Annotated in this window: 16 protein-coding genes; 8 read left to right on the forward strand and 8 right to left on the reverse strand. The window is 71.8% G+C overall.

Features of this window, described 5'->3' with window-relative positions; genetic code table 11:
• Positions 1-28 precede the first annotated feature (28 nt).
• Positions 29-988: a 2-phospho-L-lactate transferase gene (cofD, locus tag ACIQU4_RS12230; protein ID WP_403728586.1), complete on the forward strand. Its 960-nt coding sequence runs from the start codon at positions 29-31 to the stop codon at positions 986-988.
• On the forward strand, positions 985-2,298 hold the full coding sequence (locus ACIQU4_RS12235; RefSeq protein ID WP_403728587.1) for a coenzyme F420-0:L-glutamate ligase: 1,314 nt from the start codon (positions 985-987) through the stop codon (positions 2,296-2,298). The genes cofD and ACIQU4_RS12235 overlap by 4 nt, the downstream gene beginning before the upstream one ends.
• 21 nt (positions 2,299-2,319) lie before the next feature.
• Here the strand turns inward: ACIQU4_RS12235 and ACIQU4_RS12240 are convergent, their stop codons facing one another.
• Together ACIQU4_RS12240 and ACIQU4_RS12245 are read right to left on the reverse strand one after the other, a co-directional pair.
• Positions 2,320-3,336, reverse strand: a complete 1,017-nt coding sequence (locus ACIQU4_RS12240; RefSeq protein ID WP_403728589.1) for a DNA-3-methyladenine glycosylase family protein — start codon at positions 3,334-3,336, stop codon at positions 2,320-2,322.
• A gap of 29 nt (positions 3,337-3,365) precedes the next feature.
• Complete coding sequence (locus tag ACIQU4_RS12245) at positions 3,366-4,808, reverse strand: peptidoglycan recognition protein (RefSeq protein WP_403728590.1); 1,443 nt, start codon at positions 4,806-4,808, stop codon at positions 3,366-3,368.
• A 139-nt stretch (positions 4,809-4,947) separates the two neighbouring features.
• Here ACIQU4_RS12245 and ACIQU4_RS12250 point away from each other — a divergent pair, with 139 nt between their 5' ends.
• Positions 4,948-5,700, forward strand: coding sequence for a TIGR03089 family protein (locus ACIQU4_RS12250; protein ID WP_403728591.1), 753 nt, complete (start codon positions 4,948-4,950; stop codon positions 5,698-5,700).
• A gap of 120 nt (positions 5,701-5,820) precedes the next feature.
• Positions 5,821-6,903, forward strand: coding sequence for a sugar phosphate nucleotidyltransferase (locus ACIQU4_RS12255; RefSeq protein WP_403729562.1), 1,083 nt, complete (start codon positions 5,821-5,823; stop codon positions 6,901-6,903).
• Positions 6,904-6,962: 59 nt separating this feature from the next.
• On the opposite strand, the gene ACIQU4_RS12260 is transcribed toward ACIQU4_RS12255, so the two are convergent.
• Positions 6,963-8,318 carry an LCP family protein gene (locus ACIQU4_RS12260; RefSeq protein WP_403728592.1) on the reverse strand — a complete coding sequence of 452 codons (1,356 nt, stop codon included), beginning with the start codon at positions 8,316-8,318 and terminating at the stop codon, positions 6,963-6,965.
• A 118-nt stretch (positions 8,319-8,436) separates the two neighbouring features.
• Here ACIQU4_RS12260 and ACIQU4_RS12265 point away from each other — a divergent pair, with 118 nt between their 5' ends.
• Positions 8,437-8,988 carry an acyl-CoA thioesterase gene (locus ACIQU4_RS12265; RefSeq protein ID WP_053693655.1) on the forward strand — a complete coding sequence of 184 codons (552 nt, stop codon included), beginning with the start codon at positions 8,437-8,439 and terminating at the stop codon, positions 8,986-8,988.
• Positions 8,989-9,022: 34 nt separating this feature from the next.
• Here ACIQU4_RS12265 and ACIQU4_RS12270 read toward each other — a convergent pair whose 3' ends face one another.
• Positions 9,023-10,525 carry an LCP family protein gene (locus ACIQU4_RS12270; protein WP_403728594.1) on the reverse strand — a complete coding sequence of 501 codons (1,503 nt, stop codon included), beginning with the start codon at positions 10,523-10,525 and terminating at the stop codon, positions 9,023-9,025.
• A gap of 204 nt (positions 10,526-10,729) precedes the next feature.
• On the opposite strand from ACIQU4_RS12270, the gene ACIQU4_RS12275 reads away from it, so the two are divergent.
• The gene (locus ACIQU4_RS12275) at positions 10,730-11,758 is read left to right on the forward strand and encodes a glycosyltransferase family 2 protein (protein ID WP_403728596.1); all 1,029 of its coding nucleotides are present in this window, start codon (positions 10,730-10,732) and stop codon (positions 11,756-11,758) included.
• A gap of 92 nt (positions 11,759-11,850) precedes the next feature.
• Here the strand turns inward: ACIQU4_RS12275 and ACIQU4_RS12280 are convergent, their stop codons facing one another.
• The 4 genes from ACIQU4_RS12280 to ACIQU4_RS12295 all read right to left on the reverse strand — a co-directional run bounded on the left by ACIQU4_RS12280 (position 11,851) and on the right by ACIQU4_RS12295 (position 17,816).
• On the reverse strand, positions 11,851-13,503 hold the full coding sequence (locus ACIQU4_RS12280; RefSeq protein ID WP_403729565.1) for an LCP family protein: 1,653 nt from the start codon (positions 13,501-13,503) through the stop codon (positions 11,851-11,853).
• A gap of 123 nt (positions 13,504-13,626) precedes the next feature.
• Positions 13,627-15,384 (reverse strand): LCP family protein, encoded by a 1,758-nt coding sequence (locus ACIQU4_RS12285; RefSeq protein ID WP_403728598.1) that lies wholly within the window; start codon positions 15,382-15,384, stop codon positions 13,627-13,629.
• Positions 15,385-15,608: 224 nt separating this feature from the next.
• Complete coding sequence (locus ACIQU4_RS12290) at positions 15,609-16,817, reverse strand: LCP family protein (protein ID WP_403728599.1); 1,209 nt, start codon at positions 16,815-16,817, stop codon at positions 15,609-15,611.
• 219 nt (positions 16,818-17,036) lie between these two features.
• A complete protein-coding gene (locus tag ACIQU4_RS12295; RefSeq protein ID WP_403728601.1) occupies positions 17,037-17,816 on the reverse strand; it encodes a helix-turn-helix domain-containing protein in 780 nt (259 codons plus the stop codon).
• A 260-nt stretch (positions 17,817-18,076) separates the two neighbouring features.
• Between ACIQU4_RS12295 and ACIQU4_RS12300 the strand changes: the two genes are divergently transcribed.
• Together ACIQU4_RS12300 and ACIQU4_RS12305 are read left to right on the forward strand one after the other, a co-directional pair.
• A complete protein-coding gene (locus tag ACIQU4_RS12300; RefSeq protein WP_403728603.1) occupies positions 18,077-18,538 on the forward strand; it encodes a glycine-rich domain-containing protein in 462 nt (153 codons plus the stop codon).
• A 69-nt stretch (positions 18,539-18,607) separates the two neighbouring features.
• On the forward strand, positions 18,608-19,321 hold the full coding sequence (locus ACIQU4_RS12305; protein WP_403728605.1) for a class I SAM-dependent methyltransferase: 714 nt from the start codon (positions 18,608-18,610) through the stop codon (positions 19,319-19,321).
• Positions 19,322-19,453: the final 132 nt, after the last annotated feature.

Genomic DNA, 19,453 nt, shown 5'->3' on the forward strand with positions numbered 1-19,453 from the left:
CCGCGCGGCTGACTGACAGACTGTCCGCATGCGCATTGTTGTTCTGGCCGGCGGCATCGGCGGCGCCCGTTTCCTGCGCGGCCTGGCGGCCGCCGTCCCCGACGCGGACATCACGGTCATCGGCAACACCGGTGACGACATTCACCTGTTCGGGCTGAAGGTGTGCCCCGATCTGGACACGGTGATGTACACCCTCGGCGGTGGCATCAACGAGGACCAGGGCTGGGGCCGCACCGACGAGTCCTTCACCGTCAAGGAGGAGCTCGCGGCGTACGGGGTCGGACCGGAATGGTTCGGCCTCGGCGACCGCGACTTCGCCACCCACATCGTCCGTACGCAGATGCTCGGCGCGGGCTACCCGCTGAGCGCCGTCACCGAAGCGCTCTGCGACCGCTGGCAGCCCGGGGTCCGGCTGCTCCCCATGTCCGACGACCGCGTCGAGACGCACGTCGCGGTGACCGACCCCGAGTCCGGCGAGCGCCGCGTCATCCACTTCCAGGAGTACTGGGTCCGGCTGCGCGCCTCGCTCGACGCCGAGGCCGTCGTACCCGTCGGCGCCGAGCAGGCCAAGCCCGCGCCCGGCGTACTGGAGGCCATCGCGGCCGCCGACCTGATCGTCTTCCCCCCGTCCAACCCGGTCGTCTCGATCGGCACCATCCTCGCCGTGCCCGGCATCCGCGAGGCCGTGGCCGCCGCCGAGGCGCCCGTCGTCGGCCTCTCCCCCATCGTCGGGGGCGCGCCCGTGCGCGGGATGGCCGACAAGGTGCTCGCCGCCGTCGGCGTCGAATCCACCGCCGCGGCCGTCGCCCGGCACTACGGCGCCGAACTGCTCGACGGCTGGCTCGTGGACACCGCCGACGCCGACGCGGTCGCCGAGGTGGAGGCCGCCGGGATCGCCTGCCGCGCGGTGCCGCTGATGATGACCGACCTGGCCGCCACCACCGAGATGGCCCGGGCCGCGCTGGCGCTGGCGGAGGCCTCCCGGTGAGAGTCCCCGCCGCACCCGCCGTTCCCTCGTACGAGGTGCGCGCCGTCGCCGGGATCCCGGAGGTCCGCCCCGGCGACGACCTCGCGCGGCTGATCGCGGCGGCCGGTCCCGCACTGCGGGACGGGGACGTCCTGCTGGTCACTTCGAAGATCGTCTCCAAGGCCGAGGGCCGGGTCGTCCACGCCGAGTCCCGCGAGGACGCCATCGACGCCGAGACCGTACGGGTCGTCGCGCGCCGGGGCGCCCTGCGGATCGTCGAGAACCGGCAGGGGCTCGTCATGGCGGCGGCCGGCGTCGACGCCTCGAACACCGAGCCGGGCACCGTGCTGCTGCTGCCCGAGGACCCCGACGCCTCGGCCGCCGCGATCCGCGCCGGGCTGCGGGAGCTGCTGTCCGTAGACGTCGGCGTCATCGTGACCGACACCTTCGGACGGCCCTGGCGCTCCGGGCTCACGGACATGGCGATCGGCTCGGCCGGGGTGCGGGTCCTGGACGACCTGCGCGGCGGTACGGACGCCCACGGCAATCCGCTGAGCGCGACGATAGTGGCGACGGCGGACGAGCTGGCCGCGGCCGGGGACCTGGTCAAGGGCAAGGCGACCGGGCTGCCGGTGGCCGTCGTACGCGGGCTGGGGCACGTACTCGGCGAGGGATCGACGGCGGCCGACCTGGTGCGCGCGCCGGCCGACGACATGTTCCGGCTGGGCACCTCGGAGGCGGTACGGGAAGCCGTGACGCAGCGGCGTACCGTACGGGCCTTCACGGACGAGCCGGTGGACGCGGGCGCGGTCCGCCGCGCGGTGGCCGCGGCGGTGACGGCCCCGGCTCCGCACCACACGACGCCGTGGCGGTTCGTCCTGCTGGAGTCGGCCGGGGCGCGGCTGGAGCTGCTGGACGCGATGCGTGACGCCTGGGTCGAGGACCTGCGGCGGGACGGCAAGTCCGAGGAGTCCATCGCGAAGCGGGTCCGGCGGGGTGACGTGCTGCGAGCCGCCCCGTACCTGGTCGTCCCGTGCATGGTGACGGACGGGGCGCACGACTACGGGCACGCCCGGCGCGATGCGGCGGAGCGGGAGATGTTCGTGGTCGCGATGGGCGCGGGCGTGCAGAACTTCCTGGTCGCGCTGGCCGGGGAGCGGCTGGGCTCGGCGTGGGTGTCCTCGACGATGTTCTGCCGGGACGTGGTGCGCAAGGTGCTCGGGCTGCCGGAGGGCTGGGATCCGATGGGGGCGGTGGCGGTGGGCCATGCCGCGGCGGCTCCGGCGGAGCGGCCGGCCCGGTCGGCGGAGGATTTCATCGAGCTCCGCTGACCGGCCCGTCCGCCGGTCGGTTCAGAGCTTTCCGATGTCCGTCTTGCGCATCTTCGGGGCACGGCGAGGCGGTACGTGGCCCGCGAGCAGGACGAGTCGGGCCGCACGGTGGCGCTGGCCGGCGTACGGGGCGAGCAGCTCCAGCATCTCGGCGTCGTCGGCGTCCCGGTTCCCGGCGAGGGCGTAGCCGATGATGCCGGGCAGGTGCAGGTCGCCGGTGGTGACGGCATCGGCGGCGCCGTTGCTGCGCTGGAGCGTCTCGGCGGAGGTCCACGGGCCGATGCCGGGGACGGCCTCCAGCCGGGCGGCGGCCTGCGGGAGCTCCATCGCGGCGGCCTCCTCCAGGCGGTTCGCGACGCGGGCGCTCCGGATGATCGCGGCGGAGCGCTTGGCATCGACGCCGGCCTTGTGCCAGTCCCAGGAGGGGATCAGCGCCCAGGTCCGGGCGTCGGGCATCACGTACAGGCCCTGCGGGAGGCCGTTGCCCGGGCCGGGGGCGGGCTCCCCGTACTGGCACACCAGGCGGCGCCAGGCGCGGTACGCCTCGTCGGTGGTGACCTTCTGCTCCAGGACGGTCGGGATCAGGGACTCCAGGACCAGGCCGGTACGGGTGAGGCGCAGCCCGGGGCGGCGGCGGTGGCTGGCGTGCACGAGGCGGTGGCGGGGGACGAAGGCGGCGGGGTCGTCGCCTTCGCCGAGGAGGGCGGGCAGGCCGTCGAGCATCCACTCGGCGCCGGGGCCCCAGGCCTCGGCGTGGGCGGTGCCGGTACGGGGGCTCAGGGCCACGCGGAGGGTGGCCGGGCCCTGGGGGGTCCGGCTGGTCTTCCAGACGGAGCCGTCGGGGGTGGTGCGGAACGTCGGGTCGCCGGGGCCGCGCCGCAGGGGCCCGAGCGTGAGCCCGAGATCGACCCCCCGGCCGGGAGCCCACTCCCGGGCCCGGGCGCCTGTGGTGACCGCACCGGCTGCGGTGGGTGCGGGCACGCTGGTGCGGCCGCCGCGGACGGCGGTGCGGGTGAGGGGGTCGAAGCGGCCGGCCATGCCTTGAGCGTAGCCCTGCGGGACACCTCCTAAGGGCGGCCCTGGAGCTTCGCCGACGAAGTGCGGGTGGGCGGGAGCTGCGCGTAGAGGAGCTTGCCCGGGCATTCCGTGGCGAAGCCGTCGCGGTGGCCCGAGATCACGTTCAGCTTGACGCTCGTGCCCTTCTTGAAGCGGTTGCCGCCGCCCGACTTCAGGGTGGTCTTCGCCCGCGGGTCCCTGTTGAACAGCCCCAGCTTCCACGCCGTGAGCTGCGCCACCGCCTTCACCGCGGACGCCGGCGGGTTGGTGCTCGTGTACGTGCCGAGCACCGCGACGCCCATGCTGTCCGTGTTGAACCCCATGGTGTGCGCGCCGAGCACCGCCTTGGCGACTCCGCCCGCCCGGCCCTCGTACACCGTGCCGCACTTGTCGACGGCGAAGTTGTAGCCGAGGTCGCGCCAGCCGCTGCTGACCACGTGGTAGCGGTACAGGCTGCGCAGCACCGCCGGGGCGTCCTTGCAGGCGTAGTTGTTCCCGGAGGCGGTGTGGTGGACGAAGGCCGCCTTGACCGTGCTCGTGTAGACGAAGCCCGGCTCGCGCAGGGACTCGTCCGCACCCCAGCCCAGCCGCGTCACGATCCGCGGTCGCGGGCCGATGTACGGGCGGGCCGCCGCGCTGAGGGTGCCCTCGCTGGCGAGGACGGCGTCGGCGGTGGAGTCGGCCTTGTCGAGCGCGGTGATCTCCTTCGCGCCGAGCTCGGCCAGCGGGACGTTGGCGGACGAGGACTCCGCCGTCTCCATGGTCATGCCCGGCAGGGCCACCACGTCGCCCTTGTCGTCGCCCTCGGGCTCGTCGGCGGTGCCTGTCGCGCCGTTCTTGGCGTCGACCACCGTCACCGGGTCCGTCGCGCCCGGGTCGACGAGTTCGATCCGCATGCCCGACGGGAGCCGGGCGCCCGCGCGGGTGGCCGGGGCCGGGGCTCCGGCTCCGGGTTCCGCCTGGACGCGGACCTCGATGCCGTCGGAGTCGCCGACCCACAGCGGGGCGGTGCTGCCGCGGACCCGGCCGGAGCCGCTCTCCCGGGTGTCGAGGTCGGGGGCGTGTTCGCTGTTGTGGGTCTCGATGTCCTGCCAGCCGGACCAGGTCCCGGTCGCCACCGCGCGGGTGCGGACCTGGACCCGGCCGGACAACTGGGTGCTCGCGTCGTCCCAGACGACGCCGACCAGCGAGAACCTCTTGACCTCGCGCGGCGGCAGCCCCCGGGTCTCGGGCAGCCGTGGCGAGGTGCTCATGCCGGGGACGCCGGGCGACCGGTCGGCCGCGGGACCCAGGGGGGCGAGCGGCAGCGACTGGGTGGACCCGGCGGGGGCGACTGGGGCGGCGGCCGCGCCCTGCGAAGGCGCGGCCAGGGCCGGAGTGGAGAGCGCGAGCGGCAGGGCCGTCAGGGCGGCAGCCGTCGCGACACCGATCGAGGAAGCAAGGAATCCACGCATGAAAGCGATGCTGTGCACAGTCACCACGAAGCGCCATCGGAGAACTGACGGCCCGTCCGATCCGGCCCGCGCGCCCCTCGCCCGTACGGAGGAGCCGATGCCCGCCGTACGGGCGAGGGGCCCGCGTAGGCTGGGGCGGGTGAACGCCACTGACCGCACCCCTGCCGACCTGCTGCGATCCGCGCTCGCCGCCGATCCGGGCCGCCCGCTCGTCACGTTCTACGACGACGCCACGGGCGAACGCGTCGAATTGTCCGTCGCCACCTTCGCCAATTGGGTGGCCAAGACCGCCAATCTGCTCCAGGGCGACCTGGGCGCCGAGCCCGGCGACCGGCTCGCCCTGCTGCTCCCCGCGCACTGGCAGAGCGCCGTGTGGCTGCTCGCCTGTGACTCGGTCGGGGTCGTGGCCTCGGTGGGCGGACGCCCGGACGACGCCGATCTCGTCGTCAGCGGGCCGGACACGCTGGAGGAGGCCCTGGCGTGCGACGGCGAGCGCGTGGCGCTCGCGCTGCGGCCGCTGGGCGGGCGTTTCCCGCAGCCGCCCGCCGGGTTCGCGGACTACGCGGTGGAAGTACCGGGCCAGGGCGACCGCTTCGCCCCCTTCGTCCCGGTGGAAGCCGACGGTCCGGCGCTGATCGTCGGCGGCGAGGAGTTCACGCACGCGCAGCTCGTCGACCGCGCCCGCGAGGACGCGGCGAAGCGCGGCCTCACCGCGGGCTCCCGGCTGCTGTCCGGCCTGGGCTACGACACGTGGGACGGCCTCTCGGCCGGCCTGTTCGCCTCCCTGGCCACGGGCGGCTCCGTGGTCCTGTGCCGCAACCTGGACCGCCTCCCCGCGGAAGCCCTGACCCAGCGCGTCGAATCCGAACGCGTCACCCACACCGCCGAGTAGGACGGCGCCCGGGAGGAGCCGAGTGGTGTGGGTCTCGTCTCGTTCGGGCGTCGGGCGGGTGCTGACGCGGATGGGCTAACTTGGGACCCTCATAGGGCCCGAACCGGGTGGGGAGAAACAATTTTGGAAGCCATCCTGCTGGTCGGGGGGCAGGGGACGCGGCTGCGCCCCGTCACGGTCAACACCCCCAAGCCGATGGTGCGCGCGGCCGGTGTTCCGTTCCTCGCCCACCAGATAGCCAGGGCAGCCGCCGCCGGTGTCACGCACATCGTGATGGCCACCTGCTACCTCGCCGAGGTCTTCGAGCCGTACTTCGGCGACGGCTCAGCCTTCGGCGTCTCGCTGGAGTACGTCGTCGAGGACGAGCCGCTGGGGACCGGCGGAGCCATCCGCAACGCGGCGCAGCGGCTGACCGGCGGGCCGGACTCGCCCGTCCTCGTCTTCAACGGCGACATCCTCACGGGCCTCGACATCGCCGGACTCGTCGACTCCCACCGGGCGGCCGCCGCCGACGTCTCCCTGCACCTGGTGCGGGTCGAGGACCCGCGCGCGTTCGGCCTGGTCCCCACCGACTCCGAGGGGCGGGTGCTGGCCTTCACCGAGAAGCCGCAGACCCCCGAGGAGATCATCACGGACCAGATCAACGCCGGCTGCTACGTCTTCCGCCGCAGCGTGATCGACTCCATCCCGGCCGGGCGCCCCGTCTCCGTCGAACGCGAGACCTTCCCCGGTCTGCTCGCCTCCGGGGCCCGGCTCCACGGCGTCACCGAGAACACGTACTGGCTGGACCTCGGCAAGCCCGAGTCCTTCGTCCAGGCCTCCGCCGACCTCGTGCGCGGAGTCGTCCCCTCCCCGGCCGTCCCGGGCCCGCGCGGCGAATCCCTGGTGCTCCCGGGCGCCGAGGTGGCGGCCGGAGCCAAGCTGTCCGGGGGCACCGTCGTGGGCGCCGGAGCCCGTATCGGGGCGGGCGCGGTCGTCGACGGCTCCATCGTGCTCGACGGCGCGGTCATCGCCGCGGACACCCAGGTACGCGCCAGCCTGATCGGCGTCGGCGCATCGGTGGGCATGCGGACCGTACTGGACGGCGCGGTCCTCGGCGACGGGGCCGTCGTCGGCTCGGACAACGAACTGCGCGCGGGTGCGCGGGTGTGGTGCGGGGCCGAACTGCCCTCCGCCGCCGTCCGCTTCTCCTCCGACCGGTAACGGCGTACGACACGACGGTGCCGCCGGCCCCACGGGGTCGGCGGCACCGTCGTATCCGGCTAGTTGGCCGTGACCGTGACCTTCTCGTCGTTCTGGATCTGCTTGACGAGCTGCTGCACCTTCGCCTTGTCCCAGAGCAGGTTGCCGCCGCGCTCGCCCGCGATCGGCATGTTCATCGACACGCCCTCGCCACCGCTGATGCCCTTCATCGCGAAGAACATGTCGGCCAGGTCCCACAGGGACATGTCCTTGTCCACGACCAGCGTGTCCAGGCCCGCGCCCAACACCGGGTACAGCTTGAACGGGTTGAGGATCGTGCCCGGCGTCGCCGCCTGGTTGGCCAGCGTCGACAGGAACTTCTGCTGGTTCTTCGTACGCGCCAGGTCCGACTCGGCGAACGCGTACCGGGTCCGGACGAAGGCCAGCGCCTGGCTGCCGTTGAGGGTCTGCTCGCCGGCCTTGAAGTCGGCGCCCGACTTCTCGTCCTTGAAGCCCTTCTCGATGTTCATGTCGACACCGCCGAGGGCGTCCACGATGTTCGCGAACCCGGCGAAGCCGATCTCCGCGTAGTGGTCGATGCGCAGGCCCGTGTTGTGCTCCACGGTGCGCACCAGCAGCTCCGGGCCGTCGTCCGCGTACGCCGCGTTGAGCTTGGTGTGCTTGCCCGTGCCCGGGTACTTCTTCCCGGACTCGGAGCCGACGAAGGACGGGATCTCCACGTCCGAGTCGCGCGGCAGCGAGATCATCGTGTTCCCGCTGGAGCAGGCCGCCAGGATCATCATCGAGTCGGTGCGCTTGCCCTCGGCCGAGCCCGTGTGGAGCTTCTTCTTGTCCTCGTCGGACAGGCCCTCGCGGCTGTCGGAGCCCACGACCAGGTACGTCGTGCAGTCGCCCTCCTTCGGGCGCTCGATGACCTTGGAGAGGTCGACCTCGCGGCGCACCTTGGAGTCGGCCCAGAAGTACGTGCCGATGGTGGTCGCGAGCAGCGCCGTGACGAGCACGATGGAGCCGATCTTGATCCGCTTGCGCCAGTCCGGGGCCGGTCCCGCCGGCCGCCCCGGCCGCCCGCCGGGACCCCCCGGGCCTCCGGGACCGGTGGGCGCACCCGGGCCGCCCGGACCCGCCGGGGTGCTCTGCGGCCGCCCGTAGACATGGCCGGTGTTGTAGCCGCTGTCGTAGCCGCCGTACGTGTCGTGGCTCGGGGCCTGCTGCGGAGGTACCCCGTACGCGGGCGGCTGCCCGGGCCGGGCCGGCGGCTGCGCCGGTCGCTGCGGTTGCTGCTGCGGCGGCACCGGCCGCTGCTGCCGACGCTGGACGTGCGGCATGCGCCGGGCACCCTCGGGCTGCGCCTGCGCGCTGCCGTGTCCGTACCGGTCGTCGCCGCTGTCGTTGCGCCCCTCGGGCCACTCACTCATGCCGCCTAGGATGCCTGGCCGGATACGGTGCCCGACAGTCCGGGCGGAGCTTCGTTCCGGTGCTGTTGCAGAGCTGATGCCTGCGCGTCGGCTTTCGCGCCGGCTTTAAGGTGGGCGCATGACAGAGATACCGGGCGCGACGGCCGGCGAACCCCAGGGCAAGCCGATCTCGGCCTCGCGGACCACGCTGAGCCACATCATGACGGCCAACGACACCAACCTCCTCGGCACGGTGCACGGCGGCGTGATCATGAAGCTGGTGGACGACGCGGCGGGCGCCGTCGCCGGGCGCCACTCCGGCGGCCCCGCCGTCACCGCGTCCATGGACGAGATGGCCTTCCTCGCCCCGGTCCGCGTGGGCGACCTCGTCCACGTGAAGGCCCAGTGCAACTGGACCGGCCGCTCCTCCATGGAGATCGGCGTACGGGTCCTGGCGGAGCGGTGGAACGAGTCCACCCCCGCCACCCAGGTCGGCAGTGCCTACCTCGTCTTCACCGCCGTGGACGCCGAGGGCAAGCCGCGCACGGTCCCGCCGGTGCTCCCCGAGACCGACCAGGACCGGCGACGCAACCAGGAGGCCCAGATCCGCCGCACGCACCGGCTGGCCCGGCGCCGGGCGATCATGGCGCTGCGCGAGGAGCGCGCGGCCCAGGGCTTCGACGACGACTGAGATCCGTCACTGCCCGTGACACCCGTCACCCCCGTCACTGCCCGCAGATCACCTGGTCGCCCGTGACCACCCCGTACTGGCCCTGGTACGGGTCCTCGGGCCGGACCGGCACCACCTTCCGGTAGTCCGCCCCGGCGATCACCAGCACCGTCCGCCCCTGGCCCGCCACCGCCCGCAGCTCGCTGCCGGGCAGCGCGGTGGACACCGTACGGGCCGAGCGGTCCCAGCGCGGGTCGTACGCGACCACCGTGCGCTTGACGTCGCGGCTCGCGCCGTTGCCCGGGGCCCGGGTGGTGTCGAAGCCGGTGGCGCGCAGCGCCGTGTCCACCCGCCCGCCGAGCCCGTCGATCCGGGTGCCGTTCTCCACCTGCACCCGGATCTGCTGCGGCGGTACGTCCACCGGCACCGCGGGCTGCCGCTGCGGCCGGCGCGCGGGCTGCCGCCCCGGCACGGCGGGGGCCAGCGGCCGGTCCAGGCGCAGCGCCTCGAAGAGCTTCGCGGCCTTCGGCTCGTCCCACTTCACCGTCGAGCCGATGCCCTTGACGGGGTACGAGGGGTTCCCGATCGGGACCGAGGCGAACTCCGACGACGCCGGGGTGAAATCGCGCAGGGCCTGCCCCAGGGCCAGCATCTGCTCCGAGCCGAAGCCCCGGTCGGCCCGGACCGAGCCCAGCAGCGTGGAGCTGACCTCCTTGAACTTCACCGGGTTCAGCAGCACCCCGCCGCCGGCGGCCTGCTTGATCAGGGCCGCGACGAACCGCTGCTGGCGCTGCATCCGGCCGAGGTCGGCGGCTCCGTCCACATGGCGCGAGCGCACGTACTGCAGGGCCTGTCCGCCGCTGAGCCGGTGGCTGCCCGGCACCAGGTCCAGGCCGGTGTTCTGGTCGTGCAGGGCCTTGGCGGTGCAGATCTCCACGCCGCCCATCGCGTCGACCGTCTTCATGAAGCTGGTGAAGTCGACCTCCAGGTAGTGGTCGATCTTCACCCGGGTCATGCTCTCGACGGTCCGCACGGTCAGCTGCGGCCCGCCCTCCGCGTACGCCGCGTTCAACTTCACGGGGTGCGGCCCGTGCTGCTCCCCGCTGGACTCGTCGCGGTGCGCGGGCAGCTCGGCGTAGCTGTCGCGGGGCAGGCTGACCACGCTGGCCCGCTCCCGGTCGGCGGAGAGGTGCACCAGCATGACGGTGTCGGTGCAGTGGCAGGGGGCGCCGCCGAGGCGGTACTCGCGCTTGTCCGCGGGGGTGATCTTGTCCCGTCCGTCGGTGCCGACCAGCAGGAAGTTCAGTCCGTGTCCGGCCTGCGGCCGGTTCTTCATGTCCTTGAACGGGTCCACCCGCTCGATCCCGGTGTCCAGGCCGGTCATCACCGCGTGCCCGATCGCCCCGGAGCCCAGTACCACCACCGCCAGCCCGGCCGCCAGCCGTACCCCCCACCGGGGCCGGTCGTCCCCCCGGCGCCGGTCCGGAGCACCGCCGCGCCGCGCGCGCTGCGGCCGCGGGGGCCGGGCGGGTCGGGTGGGACGGTGCGGCTGGGGCACGGGGGACACCTCCGCGGGGGCAGCAGGGCCGACAGGAACGAACCGGATACATCAGGGCCAGGCGCATCAGAGCCGAACACATCGGGCAGATCGTCAGAACAGTAGGCCCATACGATCAGCTGCTGTCCCTACCGATCATGCGGCGCGCACCCGTTTCCCCCGTACGCGGTAACGTGACACCGATACCCGACCTTGAAGGACCACATGCCCGCCCAGCAGCCCGCAGTCTCGGTGATCATGCCGGTGCTCAACGAGGAGCGCCATCTGCGTGACTCCGTCCGCCACATCCTCGGACAGGAGTACGCCGGTGAGATGGAGGTGGTGATCGCGCTGGGGCCGTCCAAGGACCGCACCGACGAGATCGCCGCCGAGCTCGTACGCGAGGACCCCCGCGTCGTCACCGTTCCGAACCCCTCCGGCCGCACCCCGGCCGCCCTCAACGCCGCCATCAAGGCCTCGCGTCACCCGATCGTGGTACGCGTCGACGGCCACGGCATGCTCTCGCCGAACTACATCGCCACCGCGGTCCGCCTCCTGGAGGAGACCGGTGCGCAGAACGTCGGCGGCATCATGCACGCCGAGGGCGAGAACGCCTGGGAGGACGCCGTCGCCGCGGCGATGACCTCCAAGATCGGCGTCGGCAACGCCGCCTTCCACACCGGAGGCAAGGCCGGCCCGGCCGACACCGTCTACCTGGGTGTCTTCCGCCGCGAGGCGCTGGAGCGGGCGGGCGGCTACAACGAGGAGTTCATCCGCGCCCAGGACTGGGAGCTGAACTTCCGCATCCGCGAGGCCGGCGGGCTCATCTGGTTCTCGCCCGAGCTGAAGGTGCAGTACCGGCCGCGGCCCTCCGTACGGGCGCTCGCCAAGCAGTACAAGGACTACGGCCGCTGGCGTCACGTGGTGGCCCGCTACCACTCGGGCTCGATCAACCTTCGCTACCTCGCCTCGCCGACCGCCCTGTGCGCGATCGCCGCCGGTGTCGTGGTCGGCGCGGCCGTCAGCCCGTGGGGGTTCGTGGTCCCGGCCGGCTACCTCGCGGCGGTCACCGTGGGCTCGATACCGGCCGGCAAGGGGCTCTCCCTGAAGGCGCGGGCGCAGATCCCGGTGGCCATGGCCACCATGCACATGTCCTGGGGCTTCGGCTTCCTGACCAGCCCGCGCTCGCTCGCGGCCAAGGTCATCGCGAGCCGCCGCCCGGCGGTGCGCCGGGACCTGGCCAGCGGGGTCTGAGCAGGCCGCGTACGTACATGTGAAGGGGCCCGGTGGCGACAGCGCCACCGGGCCCCTTCGTTGTGTACGGGTCCTGCCAGGGTGTACGGGTCCTACCAGGTGAAGCCCGGCTGGATCGCCATGCACTCCTTGTCGTCGTCGCCGTTGAGCGGACGGGCGGAGTCCGGGGCCTTGGTCGGGGCGGGCGGCGGCGGGGTCGGCGCGTTGCCGGTCCGCCAGTCCTTGCCGACGAACAGCACGATCCCGGTGACGTCCTCGGTCTTCTCCACGGCGCTCGCCGGCAGGCCGAGCGCGGTGGCCACGGCCGCCGCGTCACCCGCCTGGCCGGGGCTGGAGAAACGGACCACGGTGGTGTCCTCGGCCCCGGTCTGCGTGGTGGAGAGGGCCTTGGTGAAGCCCTTGCCGACCAGGAGGCCGGCGACATCGTCGGCCCGGCCCTTGACCCGGGTCTGGGCGCCGTCCTTGCCGCCGGTCGCGTTGCGCACGCTGATCGCGATCTTCGCCGGGGGCGCGGCCGGATCGGCGGCCGGCTGGGACGGGGGCGCGGTCGAGGGGGAGGCGGCCGGCGAGGACGGGGTGCCGTCCGGGTTCGGGTTCCCGGAGCCCTTGCCGTCGAGCGCGATGTCCTCGCGGACCATCCGGAACAGGGCCTCGGCCTCGACCGGCTTGGGCTCGACCCGGCCCTCCTCGCGGGTGCTGTACACCCACGGCATGGTGGTCATGGTGATCCGCCCGGTGGGGACCTTCTTGAGCTCCACGCTGAGGTCGTACAGCTTGTCGATCTTGTCCAGGCCGGGGTCCACGACCATGGCCTTGATGGCCGCCTGCGCCAGGCTGTTGAGCTTCATCGGGTTGCTGAGCTTGGCGTTCTTGCGGAACTCACGGGCCATCGAGTTCATGTACATGTGCTGGGCGTGGGTGCGGCCGAGGTCGGTGCCGTCCTCGAAGCCGTAGCGGGTGCGCAGCCACTGGAGGGCCTGCTCGCCCTGGATGGTGTTCGTACCGGCGGGCAGCTTCAGGCCGGAGCCCTTGCCTTCGCGGGTGCGCGACTCCACGTTCTGCTGGACGCAGACCGGGACGCCGCCGATGGCGTCCGCCATCGTCACCACGCCCTTGAAGTCGATCATCATGAAGTGGTCGATCGGTATGTGCGTGAGCTCCGTCCAGGCGGCGACCGTGCAACCCGGCCCGCCCCGGCTGAGGGACTCGTTGGTCTGCACGAGGCCCCGGCTGGCCTGGTGGACCTGGCCGCCCGGCTCGGTGCACTTCGGCATCATCAGCATCGTGTCGCGCGGCATGGAGACGACCGACATGTTGCTGCGGTCGGCCGACAGGTGCAGCAGCATCTGCACGTCCGCGAGGGGCGGGCCGCCGAAGGTGTCCTTGGCCCCGCCGAGGGCCTGGTTGGCCGCGTCGTCACGGGCGTCGGAGCCGATGAGGAGGATGTTCAGCGGGGTCTGGCCGAAGGCGTTGGGCTTGGAGCCGCCCAGCTTGTTCTCGCCGAGGTTCAGGACGTCCGTCTTGATGCTGCCGTTGAGGTGGCGGTAGTAGAGGTAGCCGCCCGCCGCCGTCGCGAGTATGAGGAGCGACAGTACGGAGGACACCCAGCGCAGCACCCGCCGCCGGCCGCGGCGCTGGGGGGCGCCATCGCCGGCCCCGCCTCTCGGTCCGGGGACGGCGGCGGACGCGCCGGACCCGCCGCCGGATATCTCACCGGACCGGGCGGGCGCCCCCTCCCCTCGCACGCTGCTGTGCCTCACACGTCCCCCTCAAGATTCACTTCGTGTCGTGGTGTGCCGGTGCAGGTTCCACCGGCACGGGCCGGCCTGCTTGCCTTGCTCGGTCGTGCTCGGCTTGCCCTGCCAGGCCTACTTGGCGCAGATCGCCTTGTCGGCCTCGACCCGCTGAATCTCTTCCGGCGCCTTCTGCGGCGCCGTCAGCGAGATCCCCGCCCCCTTGAAGTCGGCGCCGAGCGTCAGCTTCATCGGAGTCTTGGGCGCGGCGTCCGCCGAGCCCATCTTCAGTGCCGTGGCCGGCAGCCCCATGATGTCGGCCAGCGCCCGGGCCTGGTCGGCCTGGTTGGGCGCGTACTCCAGCTGCGTCGCGTCGACCTTGGCGGGCGCGTTGCCGCGGTTGCTGGACTTGTTGACGCCCTTGCCGTTCTGCAGCCAGTTCACGGTGGCGGAGGCCGCTCCCCCGGGGCCGCCGCCGTTGTAGATGTCCACCCGTACGTCGCCGGCGGGCGCGCGGTTGCCCTGGAGCAGGGCGTCCGCCTTGCTCTTGGCCTCCGCGTCGGCCGCGTCCTTCGCCGCCTGCTCCTTCTTCTCGACCTCCGTCAGCGAGACGTCGCCCTGGATCATCTTCAGCAGGGGGTCGGCCACGCGCTGGTCGACGACGACGGTCGCCTTCTTGCCCTCGGGCTCGGCCGGGTTATCGAGCACCGGGAGCGTGGTGAAGGTGATGTTCTTCAGGTCCATGTCCTTCAACTCACCGGCGAGGCTGGTGAGTTTGTCGATGGACCCTATGCCGGAGTCGACGGTCAGCGACTTGGTGGCCGCCTCCGCGAGTGAGAAGAACTTCTTCGGACTGGTCAGCGTCTCCTTCGACTTCATCTCGCGCATCATCGAGCCCAGGAACTGCTGCTGGGTCTTGATCCGGTCGAGGTCGCCGTGGTTGCCGAACGAGTGCCGGGTCCGTACGAAGGCCAGGGCCTGCTCGCCCTGCAGCCGGTGCTCGCCGGCGTCCAGCTTCAGCTTGGAGTCCTTGTCGTCCACGGGCTTCGCGAGGCAGACCGGAACGCCGCCGACCGCCGTGCTCAGCACCTTCACCGCGTTGAAGTCGACCATCATGAAGTTGTCGACGGTGATCCCGGTGATCTCCTTCACCGTACGCATGGTGCAGCCCGGGTCGCGGCCCTCCTGGCCGAGGCTGATGTTGAACCGGATCCCCTTCTCGCCGGGGATGGTCTTCGACGAACCGTCCGGCTGCTTCGTCGGGCAGGCCGGGATGTTCGTGATCAGGTCGCGCGGGATCGACAGCGCGGTGGCGTTGCTGCGGTCCTTGGAGACGTGGAAGAGGATCGTGGTGTCGGCGTGGCCGACGCTGTCCGCGTCCCCGTAGCCCTCGTTGCCGGCGCCGCTGCGCTTGTCGGTGCCGATGACCAGGATGTTGATGGGCTGGTCCTTCTTGAACCCGCCCGTGCCCGCGTCGCCGACGTCGGTGACGTTGAGGTTGTTGTTCAGGTGGTCGTAGTAGAGGTACGCGCCCACCGAACCGCCGACCAGCAGGAAGGCCAGCGTGCCGCCGGTGACGACCAGGATCCTCTTGCGCCGGCCGCCGCCGCCTCCGCCGCCCTTGCGCGGCCGGCCGCCGCGCCGCCCGGGCGGACCCTCGCCACGCCGCGGCCCGGGCACCGCCGGGGACGGGGCCTTCGGGGTCTTGGGGGCCGCCGGCGCGCCCGGCGCACCGGCGCGGGCCGAAGACGGTCTGCGAGGTGCGGCGACGGAGGGCTGCTGCTGCGCAGCGGAACGGTCCAGTCGCAGTTCGTAGTTGCCAGTGCGGGGGTTGAGCACCCACTGGTCTGCGGGGTCGATCTCGTCTGCCCGCCCACGGCTTTGCGCATCCACGGTTGCTCGAATCCTCCGTCGGTGCCTCGCGACGCGCCTCCCCCAAGACGCCCGGTCAACGATCCGGCTGCTGGTGCACGGCCTCTTTTCTGGCCTGGGCACCGGATCGCTCACCATATCCGCCCTGGTCAACTGCAAACCATGGTGGTGACAAATTCCACTCCCCTTATAACGGGGCAAACCCCTCAAGACCTTCGGTTGGGACACCGGCTTTGGGGATTGCTTTACCGGCAGTCGTCCGTGCCGGCCGTGGTTCCCGTGAAGGTGGGGACGGGCGCGGGGGCGGATCCGGTTCCCTTCGGGGTCGCCGAGGCCTCGCCTTCGGCGGCGCGGGCGGTGTCCGGGGCCCGTTCGGTTTCGGCCGTCGGCGGGGTCACCGTGAGCGGCCTGTCCGTCCGCAACTGCTCGAAGAGTTGGGCCGCGCCCGGCTGCACCAGCTCGTCCCGGTTCGGGTCGGCGGCGTACGGGCGGCGGGGCACCGTCAGGAACTTGACCTGTTCGGCCGGTATGTCCCGGACGCCCCGTACCAGTTCGTACAGGCCGCGCAGCGAGGCCAGTCCCGGGTCCGTGGTCACCGAGGAGGTGGCCGCGTCCAGCAGCGGGTACAGCCGGCCCGGGTTCAGCAGCACCCCGGTGCTCTGCACCTTCTTGACCAGCGAGCCGAGGAACTGCTGCTGGCGCTCCATCCGTTCGGTGTCGCTGCCGTTGCCCAGGCTGTAGCGGGCGCGGACGAAGCCGAGGGCCTGCTCGCCGTGCAGGGTCTGCCGGCCGGCCGGGAGCTTCAGCTTCGCCTCTGAGTCGTCCATCGGCTGCTTGAGGCAGATCTCCACCCCGCCGACCGCGTCGACCATCTTCTTGAACCCGACGAAATCGACCACCATGTGGTGGTCGATCCGGATTCCGGTGAGTTTCTCGACCGTACGGATCGTGCAGGCGGCCCCGCCCCACTCGTACGCCCAGTTGAACTGCGCGAGCCGCTCGGCGCTGCGGCTCCCGTCCGCCGTCAGGCAGGCCGGGATCCTGGTCATCAGGTCCCGGGGTATCGAGACCGCGGTCGCGCTCCTGCGGTCCGCGGGCAGGTGCAGCAGGATCGCGGTGTCCGAGCGCTCGGTGCCGCGGTCCTGCCCGTAGCGGGCGTTCTCCTTGCCGGAGCGCGAGTCCGAGCCGATCAGCAGGATGTTCTGCGAACCGCCCACGGCGTGCGTGGGGCGCTCGCGCTCGTAGCGCTCCAGCTCGGCCGCCGCGGAGGTGTCCTCGGTGATGTTCCCGTCGAGCTTGCGGTAGAGCCACCAGCCGGCCGCGGCCCCGCACAGGACCAGCAGGGCCAGCCCGAGCGCGATCCAGCGCAGCAGGCGGCGCCGGCGGCCGCGCGGAGGCTTCGAGGAGCCTCCGGCCGCTTCGGTGCCGCCCGGTATGCCTGCGCTGTCCGTCACTGGCGTTCCGTCCCCTCACCTCACCACACACGTGCGGGCCGTACGACTGAAACCACGACCCCAGCCGATCGTGCCCCCACCCCACCGCCCCGGCCCGGGGACAGCCCCCTGTCTAGACCCATGTGGGTGACAAATCGCGGCAACACGAACGGCCCCCGGCACAATGCCGGGGGCCGCTCACGGGACCGCAGGTCAGTCGGGCTTACGGCAGGTTGCGGACTACTCGGGGGCGCGGCTGTATCGCTCCAACGTCGCCTTCGATGTGGACTTGTCCACAAGCCGCAGTTCCCACGGCCCTGTGTTCACGTCAAAGTCCTTCCCGAAGCCGACCCACTTCCCGGCCATCCGTCGGCCGGTCGGCTCGACCAGGAGCTGAACGGCCCCGTGGTAGCGGGCCCCGTTGTAGTAGCCGTCCGACGCGGTCTGCTCCACCCATGACCCGGTCACCACGTTGCGGTCAACGGTCAGGTCTAGCGTGAGCGGGCTGTCCGGGTTCGACGATGCCCCCGGCAGGCTCTGAGCGGTCAGCCGGTTGCCGTGCTGGACGATCACAACGTAGTGCTTGCCCTCGTACGTGTCTCCCCGGCTGGACGAGTAGAACTCGTACCGGCTGAGCCATACCCCCGCGAACGTCTCCGCGACGCTCGGTGCAGCCGACTGAGCCCCCACGGCGGCGGAGGTGACACCCTCTGCCCCTGTATCCATGTCGTGCCCTCCTGTCCCGTCTGCGTGGACTCTCGCCATCGGCACGGGCAGGGAGAACCCCAGGGCCTCGACGGGTCGGCCTGTGACCCGCTCCAACGCCCTCGCGTACACGCCTCGGGGTGTCTTGCTCGTACCTGACTCCCAGCGCTGCACCAGACGCTTCGACGCTTCGTTGGGTTCTCCCAGCTCTTCCCCTGCCCGGCGCAGGGCCTTGGCAAAGTCGTCTTGGCTCAAGCGCAAGCCGATACGCACGGCCCGCAGCACATCATTGGGCACCACGGCGGTCGTCGTCACGAGGTCAAAGCTAGACCCAACCCCCCTGTAATGACACCGGTTTGACGCCCCTGGGGGCGTCAATGACGCCCTGCCGAGTGACGCCGAGCTGACGCCCGAAGTGTCGTCGCTCTGCCCTTCCGGTGGCGGGAACATCTACCTCACGAACGCGGTGACCTACCCGAGCAACAGCGCCGAGAAGCCGCTCACCCCCATGGCGTCCGGCGCCTGCCCCCCTGCAAGTGCCCCCGAGGTTCCGTAACGACAAGGAAGGCACAACAGTGACGATCACCCGGCACGACACCACCAGCACCCTGAACCTGATCGGCCCCAGCCTCGGGGCCGACCTCATCACCATGGTCCGCGAGGACTACTGGCCGGAGATCACCGACGCCCAGGGCAACCGGGGCGTGGAGCAGCTCGCCGCGTTCCTCGCCGTCGCCGCGACCACCACGGAGAAGGTGACCCCCAGCCTCCGCGTGGATCTGTTCTGGCACGTGTTCGTGCTGCACACCAAGCCGTACGCCGACTTCTGCGATGCGCTCGGCGGCGGGTTCATCCACCACTTCCCGGACCGCAACAGCGGCCACAACCCCGAAGAGGGCCGGGCCGCGATGCGCCGGACGGTCGGCCTGATCCGCGAGGCCGGATACCGGACCGACCCCGAGTTCTGGCCCCTCGACGGCGCGGCCGACTGCACCCAGTCCTACGCCGGGTGCTCTGACAGCCCCGTCAGCAAGTAGCCGGTCACTCCGCGTCAGCCGCCCGGTATCGTGCCGGGCGGCTGCCGCCATGACCGAGAACGGACACCGATGACTGACGCTCGCCGTGCCGCATGGGACACCTATTCGCAGAGCAAGCCCCAGCGAAGGCAGACCAACGCCAAGGGTGAAACCACCTGGTTCAACTGGACTCAATACCCCGACCACGGCCCCGGCTCCGAAGTGCTGGCGCTCAACCCGGGTGACACCGCACTCGACCTCGGTTGCGGGTCCGGTGGAAACCTCGCCCACCTTGCCACCCTCGGTATCAAGGCCATCGGCGTGGACATCTCCGCGAAGCAGCTCGACAAGGCCCGAGAGCGGTGGCCGGACGTGGGCGGCATGGAACTGCACCAGGGCGAGGCCCTGGCCCACCTCGGCGAGACCTCCACCATTTTCGACGCCATGTTCAGCGTCTTCGGCGTCGCCTGGTTCACCGACCCCGGCCTACTGCTCCCCATCGTTCACGCCGCCCTCAAGCCGGGCGGCGTGTTCGCCTTCTCTCAGCGGCCGCCTGTCGAAGGCTGCTACGGGTGCCAAGCGTCGTACATCCCTCGCGGCCCCGAGGAAGACCCCGCCATCGTGAAGCGGTGGGACTACCAGCCCGATGTCTGGTGTTCGCTCCTCAAGGAGTACGGGTTCCCCGAAGTGACCGCTGCTGTGCTCCCGGCCCCTGAGGAGGACAAGCGCACCACAGGCACGCTCCTGGTCCGCGCCGTAAGGGGAGACCAAGCCCAGCCACCGTCAACAGCTTCACCGACATGAACTCCGCATATGAGAAAGCCCCGAGTCGCCGCGGGGCCATGCCCGCAATGGACCATGTCGGCCCCCGCTCGGACGACCCCACCGAGCGGGACGAAGTCGCCTGGCCCGGCCCATACGGAAGGCCCCCGGCAT

Origin of the sequence: Streptomyces sp. NPDC090741 (genome assembly GCF_044769045.1) — a bacterium.
Lineage (GTDB): Bacteria > Actinomycetota > Actinomycetes > Streptomycetales > Streptomycetaceae > Streptomyces.